Genomic DNA, 7,769 nt, shown 5'->3' on the forward strand with positions numbered 1-7,769 from the left:
TTCACTTTTTTGAACTGAAGTCCATGAGGTAGACGCCGCATGGCAGATGAACGGTCCCATCACTTTGAGTGTGTTCATCCACAAAATCAGAAACCATGCTGCTGACTTCCCTGTCATCCAGGAGGGCGGGTAAGTCTTTGAAATGAAGGTGCTGGAACCACCGACCTGCAGCTTCCGCATCAGGACAAGTCGCCTTCCCCGGCAATCGCGATACGGTCAACGCACCGTGACCTGCCCATTCTTCCTCCATGAGAACTGAGGTGAGCAACTTACGACTGTAATCCCGACCGCCTTCTGGATGAGGAGCGACTCGCTCCCACGCACTTGATACAACCCTTTGTTCGCTGCTGTCAGAATCGAAGAAGAGGACCATAAGGTGCCCACCTGGCTTCAAGAGTTGGACAATTTTCCGGATAAAATTCTCTGCCTGCAACCGGGCATCTGCCGGCTCGTCGACTGGTTCTATCCCGTCAGTTGTCAGTGTCTCGAAGAAGTTGCCAATGGGGTAACTCAGTGACCAGAAGGCCCCGATCAAGTCAAATGTGCCCTTGCGCCCGTCGACCAGCAACGTATCGACGGCTTCAACCATGTCCAGGCACAGGATGTTGGCACTCGGAAAACGACGACCGAATTCATCGAGCATTTCGGGACTATTGTCAACTGCCAAAAAGTCTTTCGCGTAGGGCATAAGGGCTTCACTCACACGTCCGGTCCCGACTCCAAATTCTACGATATTCAACCCCCCACTATGGATGGCGTCCTGTCCCAAAATCGCTGCCAACCGCTCAGCGATTATTGTCACGTCCTCTCGCCCCTCAAATAGATGAGGCGGGAGTGTATCTTCATACAAAGTCGTGTCCTGATATGCGGCTTGGAACTTGTTCATGATTTCCTCTCCATACTTTCAAATTCTTTACCCAACGCAAGAACATAGTTCAACATTCCATCAATATGCTCTTTGGTTAGGCGACCGTTTATTGCCATGAAGCGCAAAGGATAAATTTCTGCACCATCAGATACAACACAATTGTTGTCGGCTATACTAAACTGGTGCAAATGCCACTCACCTCTTTCAAGCATCTGCTTGTGTATCCATTGGTTTGCCCGATTGATGTCCTGGACCCGTACACTCGACTTATCGTAGTCATGGGGTAAGTACAAGAAGGCCACAGCGACAAGATCAGGTTCATGGATGGCTACGAGCCTTGGCTCCGTCATAATTCTCTGATACGTATAGCCGACTAACTCAATTCGTTGGTCAGCAAGTTTCTGCAGCCCGCTTCGACCATAACTCCGCATCATCATCCACAGCTTCAGGGAGGACCATTCACGTGAGCCCACGAATGGTGTCATCTGCCCCAGGCTCCAGTCCTGCTGCATAATCAGATCCGAAAAACTAGCAATCGTCTTCAAGGATTCAGGATCTTTAACCAACAGTGCACTCATGGTGTAGGGAATATCCATAACCTTGTGAGGATCCACTGTGATGCTGTCGAACGTAGAGATTCCTAGGAGCTTTTTCTGCAGTGACTCGCTAAATCCGCACAATAAACCCCAGCATGCATCAGCGTGCAACCAGATGTCCGTATCAATAGACCGAACCAAATCTTCAATGCGATCCAAGTAGTCAATCGTTTGAGTCCGGCTGTCACCTGCATAGGCAACGACCGACATGACTGATCCAGCATTGTCTCGAAGTGCTTCCTCAAGGGCATGTAGATCATACCTAAATCCGTCTGTTGGAACTGAAACTATCTGGTCACCCAAACCTATCCACGCCATCGCACTCCGTACGCTGTAGTGACCAATACCCTCAGGCACCAGTACCTTGAAGCGGCGAGGATTACCAACACCATTCCTAATGGTCCCCGGTTGCTTACGTTCGCGGGCAAGCATCATTGCCACTGTGTTGCTCATCGTTCCGCCTGACGTGACGACGCCGCCAGTGTCCCACACGTTCCTCAATTGTGCAGATGGGATGTTAGTGAAACCTACAAGATCACGAAGCCATCGAACGACAGTTATGTCGATAAATGTTGCACTGGGCGAATCGAAGTCTTGGTTGATTAAGTTCTGTTGGACAAAGAGAGCGAGGATACCACCCGCTAGCGCCGCAGTGTCATTCCCCGTATCGCCAAAACCCATGAAGTGCGCACTGGCCTCATTTTTGCAGTACGGTAAAACACGCTGCTCAAAGTCTCTCAGCACTGAAATCGCATCACTTGTCTGCCATGGCAACTCTTCAACCAGCATGTCGCGAAGCTCTTCAGATGAGGCTCGCATCGCGAAGATCCCATCGCTCTCCTTGAAAGCGGCGCCGAGCAACAACGCTTGATCAAGAACAGTGTCTATTCCAGACATCGACTGAGTCGGTGGGGCGTAGATCCCACCCTGTGTATTTATAGCCATGCACCCCCCTGTCTTTATTCCGTCTGCTTCCCACGCTGGGGGTTATTGGGGTCAAGCAGCCGGCCGTACACGTCGAACGAGGGGATGCAGAGGGGGCACTTGCACGCTCATTCGTTCAGCAGACACTACGTTGTGAAGAGGAGACTGCCAACTTGAGCAAGTTTATTACACAGGCGAACCCGTATGTTACGAAAGCGTTTTCTCGCTATTAGGATCTGAGGGTTCCGTATGACTTACACTCTGCACCATGACTTCTGACGTAATTTGGGCAGATCGTGTGTCCAAGGCCTACGGCTCAACCATAGCCGTGGAGGACCTCAGCTTTTCAGTGAAAAAAGGCGAGTCTTTTGGCCTTCTAGGCCCCAACGGTGCTGGAAAGTCAACGACGATGCGGTTACTGTCCGCAGTTTCTCCTCGAACAGGCGGGCAATTCGAGATCTTCGGCTTAGACCCGGACCAATTCGGGCCAACTATCCGTGGACGCTTAGGCGTCGTGCCGCAACACGACAACCTGGACGTCGACCTCAAGGTACGCGACAACCTGCAAGTTTATGGAAGATACTTCGGGCTCAGCCGGCGAGAGGTCGTTTCTCGCACAGACGAATTGCTGCGATTCGCAGAACTCTCAGACCGGGCAAATAACAACCTCAACGAACTCTCCGGAGGGATGCGTCGGCGCTTGACCATCGCAAGAGCCCTCATCAACAAACCGGAGGTACTTCTGCTGGACGAACCCACTACTGGTCTCGACCCACAGGCCCGACACATTCTGTGGGACCGTCTCATTCGTTTAAAAGAGGATGGGACAACATTGATTCTCACATCGCACTACATGGAGGAGGCTGAACAGCTTTGTGACCGTCTCATAGTCATCGACAAAGGACGAATCATGGCGGAAGGAAGTCCATCCGGACTCATCGCCAAATATTCGAGTCGCGAAGTTTTAGAACTCCGTTTCGGAGTCACACGAAATTCAGATGCCGCCAGAACATTGGCGGAGCTTGGTCAAAGAACTGAGGTGCTGCCGGACCGAATACTCATCTACTGTGACGATGCTGAAGAAGCTCTGAAGACTGTATCTGCTCGTGGTCTCAGCCCGAACTCCGCAATCACGCGCAGATCGACCCTGGAAGATGTATTTCTACGCCTGGCGGGTAGGAGCCTGTCAGAATGAGTGTATTAGCCGCTAGACTAATGAGATTTTCCGCCAGATCTTGGTACGTAGCTGAGCACCGACTCTTGGCAATGATGACATTTAAATGGACCGTTCTCTTCTTTGCGACGGCTTCTCCGGTTATTCATGTACTTCTATTCGGAGTCAGCCTCGGCATCCTCGTGAATTCAAGCCACGGGTCGAGTGTTCTCGTCGGTGCAGACTACATGGCTTTTGTTGGACCAGGACTCGTCGTGATGGCGGCATGCGAGATTGCCACGGAGGAAGCTCTCTACTTAACCGCGTTAGGGTTGCGCTGGAATCCGACGTTCTTTGCCATGAATTCATCCCCGCTGTCACCAGCTGAGATTGTCACCGGCATCCAAATATTTATTGCACTAAGAACGACTATAAGCTGCGCAAGCTACGTGCTGATTCTGAGCCTATTTGGGTGCTTCGAAAACGTTCACGCGGCTGTTGCAACGCTCCTTGCTGCTATTCTGACCGGTTTTGCATTCGCAATGCCCTTAATGGCTTATGTGGCGACAATTGAACGCGAAAAGCAACAGATCACCATCATCAGGCGATTGATCGTGCTGCCTCTAACTCTATTTAGCGGAACGATCTATCCCCTGAGCATTCTCCCACCCTACCTGCAGTGGCCGGGATGGATTTCACCGCTGTGGCACGGAACCCAACTTGCTCGCACGCCAAGCTTCCACTCAAGCGAACAAATGTGGCTGGAGCATCTCCACTGGATTTATCTACTTACACTGTTCCTACTTGCAACACTTACCACCGTCAAGTTGTTCAGAAAGAGCCTAAATAAATAATGGGTAAGCAGATTCGATCCAGTTCCCTAAGTTCACTTTATGCCGGAAATTCAACTGCTGTTTTCATGAGGGCCGTCATGGGTGCTAAATCAGCAAATATTCTCGTGCTTGTTTCAGGGTTTGCCGAACCATTCATCTATCTACTATCCGTCGGATTCGGTTTAGGTCACCTCGTTGGTAGAATAGAGATTTCTGATTTCCAGACTGTTGGATATGCACAGTATGTTGCCCCCGGTCTACTCGCGGTTTCGGCGGTCAGCGGAGCAATCCATGACTCGACCAAAGGAGTATTTTTCAGAATCCATTTTGGCCGTCAGTTCGAAGCTATGCTCTCAACGAGTCTGGGGCCGGTAGACGTTGCTCTAGGAGAGTTGCTGTTTGCCCTCATGCGAGGTTTTCTTCAAAGCCTTGCGTTCATTGCCGCAATGTGGTGCCTTGGCCTGACGGGCTCGTGGTTGTCCCTCTTGGCACTACCAGCACTATTGCTTATATCGATGTCTTTTGCCAGTATAGGCATGGCAATTACCTCTTACATGAAGAATTTTCAGCAGATGGACTGGATATCATTGGTTATGCTTCCAATGTTCATGCTCTCGGGTGTATTCTTCCCGATTAACCAATATCCTGACTTTGCACAAGCCGTGGTGAGTGCCCTTCCGCTATGGCACGCCGTTGAACTGGTCCGGATGTTTACGACTGGCAACTTATCGGGTTGGGACGTTTTCACGCATGTTCTCTACTTTTTGGGATTTCTAATTGTTGGTTTCTACATCACCGTTAGTCGACTACGCCAGCTGTTTCTTCGCTGAATCGATTCGCTTCCTTATACACGCTTTCCTCATGGGCCTACTCAAGCCCATTGTACACTGAGCCATGCACAAACTTCTCGACCTCGACAACACCTTGGTAGACCGTGACGACGCCTTCCGGTCCTGGGCCAAGGATGCGATCCGGACCTGGAGCAGTGATCAAGCTGACTTGGAATGGCTGATCCGCGCGGACGCTAAGGGATACACCCCCAGAGCCCAACTTGCGCAAGAGATGTCACACCGATGGGGCCTCTCATCGAGCGCCCGCGAGGGCCTCGTGGCCCGGCTGTTGTATGAGCATGTTGATTTCATCCAGTGCTATTCCGGGGTTCTTGCCCAACTCCGGGACCTGCGCGGGGCGGGTACTCACCTTGCTGTCGTCACGAACGGAGATTCCAAACAACAGCGGATGAAGCTCAAGCGGACCGGCCTGCAAGAGATCGCCATGAAATATTCATCTCTGATGAACTCGGCTTCAAGAAGCCGGATGAGCGCATGTTCGCCGCGGCGCTGGACTCAAAATCCTTCGGCGGTACTCCGTGGATGGTCGGCGATCATGTGGAGGCAGACATATCCGGTGCGCGGGCGGCCGGGTGCTTCACTGCCTGGGTGAGCCACGGTCAATCATGGACCAAGAAGTGGCAGCCCACATTGAAATCCCCTCACGCCTCCGATCTGCTTGTACTAATCAACGATCGCCTCTTCGCCAATTATTCAACATGACAAGACCTCGTTTGCTTCGCTCGACGGCTTGAGTAACGACGGTTGCGCCCTTTTCCGAAAGAGATGCGCGCTAGCCTCGATCTTTCATGAGGCGGGGTTTCGTCGGGTTCAGGGCTTACTGGCTGCCTGACGCGTTCGATTCTGGCATGAGGGTGTGACAGGGTGGCCGCTGACCGGGGCGGTTGGGCGTGGACGGTTCCACTTCCCGCCCGTTATTTGGTTCCTGCTTCGATTTGTTGTTGCGTGGCCGTTTGCCGGTTATGGCGGGGTGATGGTCCTGAGCCTGGTGAGTCCTCTGATGAGCAGGGACGTTTCGGGTGCCGTGGAGGCCAGGTGCACGGTGATCCGTCGGGCGTGCCGGCTGATTTTCCCGGCGATCTCGAAGAGCCGGGTGCGGAGTTTCTTCGGTTCCCAGCGCCTGGCCTTCGTGCCGGTGAAGGCGAGCATCTGGGCCCAGGCGGTGAGCTCGGCCGCGAGCATGACCAGATGACACCAGAGCGTATTCGCCGCGAAAGAGTGCAGTGGCAGATTCGCCAAACCGGTGTCCTTGGCGCCCCGGATCCGGTCCTCGCAGCGGGCCCGCAGCCGGTGCCCGACTTCCAGGTCCGCGAGCTGCCCGCGGGCCTGGTTGGTCGCGAACGCCGTGTATCGCATCCCGTCGATGTCGGTGATCCGCAGCTGCGCCCCGGGGTGCGGGGTTTCCTTTCGGACGATCACCCGCAATCCCTTGGGCCAGCTGCCGAGCTCGAGCATGCCGGTGATGTCCGCTACCCAGGCGCCGTCGCGTTCGAACCCGTCACTGTTGTAGGCCCGGGTCCAGGCCTTGTCCGGGATCAACGGCAAGACCTTTTCGACGGCGCCGTAGATCGGGAACCCGACCGAATAGCCCAGGTTCCGGTGCCGGGCGCTCAGCCAGTGCAGGAACTCGTGGGTCCCGCCGGCGGAATCGGCGCGGATCATGACCTTGCGCCCGGACCGGTGTCCTGCCGGGAGTTGCTTGAGCGCGTCCTTGACGATCTGGATGTGGTCCGTGGCGGTGTTCGCGCCTGCATTGCCCGGGCGCAGGATCACTGCCAAGGGTTCGCCTGTTCCCTCGGCGCCGTGGTCGATGAACGCGGCCAACGGGTGGAACCCATAGCCTTTCTTCCACGTCGGGCGGGCGTTCTCCTTCTCCGAGTGGGCGGCCACGAGCGTGGCATCGATATCGATCACCACCGGGTTCAACGCGCTGGCCTCGTGCAACGGGAACGCGTCCCCGGCAGCTTTCCAGGCACGGGCGCGGGCTTCGGCGCGGGCGGTGTTGATCGCGGCCAGCGCCTTGGCCTGGTCGACCGTGGCGAGCACCTTGATCAGCCGGCTGACCGTATGGTCCGAGGCCACCAGACCGTAAACCTCCGGCTGCATCCGGAGCCGGTCCACGTCAGCCAAACAGTCCCCGCCAGTGGCCAGCGACAGGGCCTGGTCGGAGAGGATCTTTCCCGGATCATGCCGCGCGAACGGCCTGCGCCACGGCTCCAACGCCGTCGACAACCCCGCCATCAACCCGGTGGCACGGATCGTTTCGGTCAGCACCAGCCCACCGGCCTGGGACACCACCCCGCCACCGGCGGAATCAACACGGACAGACGGGTACGACGAGGTAAAGTAGCTCACCAGAAAGGTGCTCCTTTGAGCGGCCGGAAATTGTTGTGTGGTAACTACATTTTCCCAGCCCAGGAGCACCTTTCCCTGCTTAAACACGCGCTACGGGTTATAGGACAAAACGTGTGTAAATTCCGGGCGCGTCATGATCGTCCGGCCCAGCCGGTGCGGTGCCATAGGCCTTCGTCGGGGCTGAGTCCG

At 54.8% G+C, this 7,769-nt stretch carries 7 protein-coding genes and 1 pseudogene; 5 read left to right on the forward strand and 3 right to left on the reverse strand.

Annotated elements, in window-relative coordinates; all coding sequences use genetic code 11:
- Position 1: 1 nt before the first annotated feature.
- A complete protein-coding gene (locus ACIPV6_RS22945; protein WP_400273100.1) occupies positions 2 to 886 on the reverse strand; it encodes a class I SAM-dependent DNA methyltransferase in 885 nt (294 codons plus the stop codon).
- Positions 883 to 2,409, reverse strand: coding sequence for a pyridoxal phosphate-dependent decarboxylase family protein (locus ACIPV6_RS22950; protein WP_400273101.1), 1,527 nt, complete (start codon positions 2,407 to 2,409; stop codon positions 883 to 885). Before ACIPV6_RS22950 ends, ACIPV6_RS22945 begins: the two co-directional genes overlap by 4 nt.
- Positions 2,410 to 2,656: 247 nt before the next feature.
- On the opposite strand from ACIPV6_RS22950, the gene ACIPV6_RS22955 reads away from it, so the two are divergent.
- The 5 genes and pseudogenes from ACIPV6_RS22955 to ACIPV6_RS22975 all read left to right on the forward strand — a co-directional run bounded on the left by ACIPV6_RS22955 (position 2,657) and on the right by ACIPV6_RS22975 (position 5,927).
- A complete protein-coding gene (locus ACIPV6_RS22955) occupies positions 2,657 to 3,583 on the forward strand; it encodes an ABC transporter ATP-binding protein (RefSeq protein WP_400273102.1) in 927 nt (308 codons plus the stop codon).
- Between the two features lie 71 nt (positions 3,584 to 3,654).
- Positions 3,655 to 4,395, forward strand: coding sequence for an ABC transporter permease (locus tag ACIPV6_RS22960; RefSeq protein ID WP_400273107.1), 741 nt, complete (start codon positions 3,655 to 3,657; stop codon positions 4,393 to 4,395).
- Positions 4,395 to 5,204: an ABC transporter permease gene (locus tag ACIPV6_RS22965; RefSeq protein WP_400273103.1), complete on the forward strand. Its 810-nt coding sequence runs from the start codon at positions 4,395 to 4,397 to the stop codon at positions 5,202 to 5,204. The genes ACIPV6_RS22960 and ACIPV6_RS22965 overlap by 1 nt, the downstream gene beginning before the upstream one ends.
- Before the next feature lie 64 nt (positions 5,205 to 5,268).
- Positions 5,269 to 5,634 (forward strand): annotated as a pseudogene (locus ACIPV6_RS22970) (HAD family hydrolase); the annotation flags it as partial.
- Between the two features lie 65 nt (positions 5,635 to 5,699).
- Complete coding sequence (locus ACIPV6_RS22975; RefSeq protein WP_400273104.1) at positions 5,700 to 5,927, forward strand: HAD hydrolase-like protein; 228 nt, start codon at positions 5,700 to 5,702, stop codon at positions 5,925 to 5,927.
- Between the two features lie 258 nt (positions 5,928 to 6,185).
- Here the strand turns inward: ACIPV6_RS22975 and ACIPV6_RS22980 are convergent, their stop codons facing one another.
- The gene (locus tag ACIPV6_RS22980; RefSeq protein WP_400273105.1) at positions 6,186 to 7,580 is read right to left on the reverse strand and encodes an IS1380 family transposase; all 1,395 of its coding nucleotides are present in this window, start codon (positions 7,578 to 7,580) and stop codon (positions 6,186 to 6,188) included.
- Between the last annotated feature and the right edge of the window lie 189 nt (positions 7,581 to 7,769).

The organism is Paenarthrobacter sp. NPDC089988 (genome assembly GCF_044748465.1).
Lineage (GTDB): Bacteria > Actinomycetota > Actinomycetes > Actinomycetales > Micrococcaceae > Arthrobacter.

Coding starts and splice junctions, on each gene's coding strand:
- ACIPV6_RS22975 (WP_400273104.1), top strand. CDS start 5,700: ATGTTCGCCGCGGCGCTGGACTCAAAATCCTTCGGCGGTACTCCGTGG.
- ACIPV6_RS22965 (WP_400273103.1), top strand. CDS start 4,395: ATGGGTAAGCAGATTCGATCCAGTTCCCTAAGTTCACTTTATGCCGGA.
- ACIPV6_RS22945 (WP_400273100.1), bottom strand. CDS start 886: ATGAACAAGTTCCAAGCCGCATATCAGGACACGACTTTGTATGAAGAT.
- ACIPV6_RS22950 (WP_400273101.1), bottom strand. CDS start 2,409: ATGGCTATAAATACACAGGGTGGGATCTACGCCCCACCGACTCAGTCG.
- ACIPV6_RS22960 (WP_400273107.1), top strand. CDS start 3,655: ATGATGACATTTAAATGGACCGTTCTCTTCTTTGCGACGGCTTCTCCG.
- ACIPV6_RS22955 (WP_400273102.1), top strand. CDS start 2,657: ATGACTTCTGACGTAATTTGGGCAGATCGTGTGTCCAAGGCCTACGGC.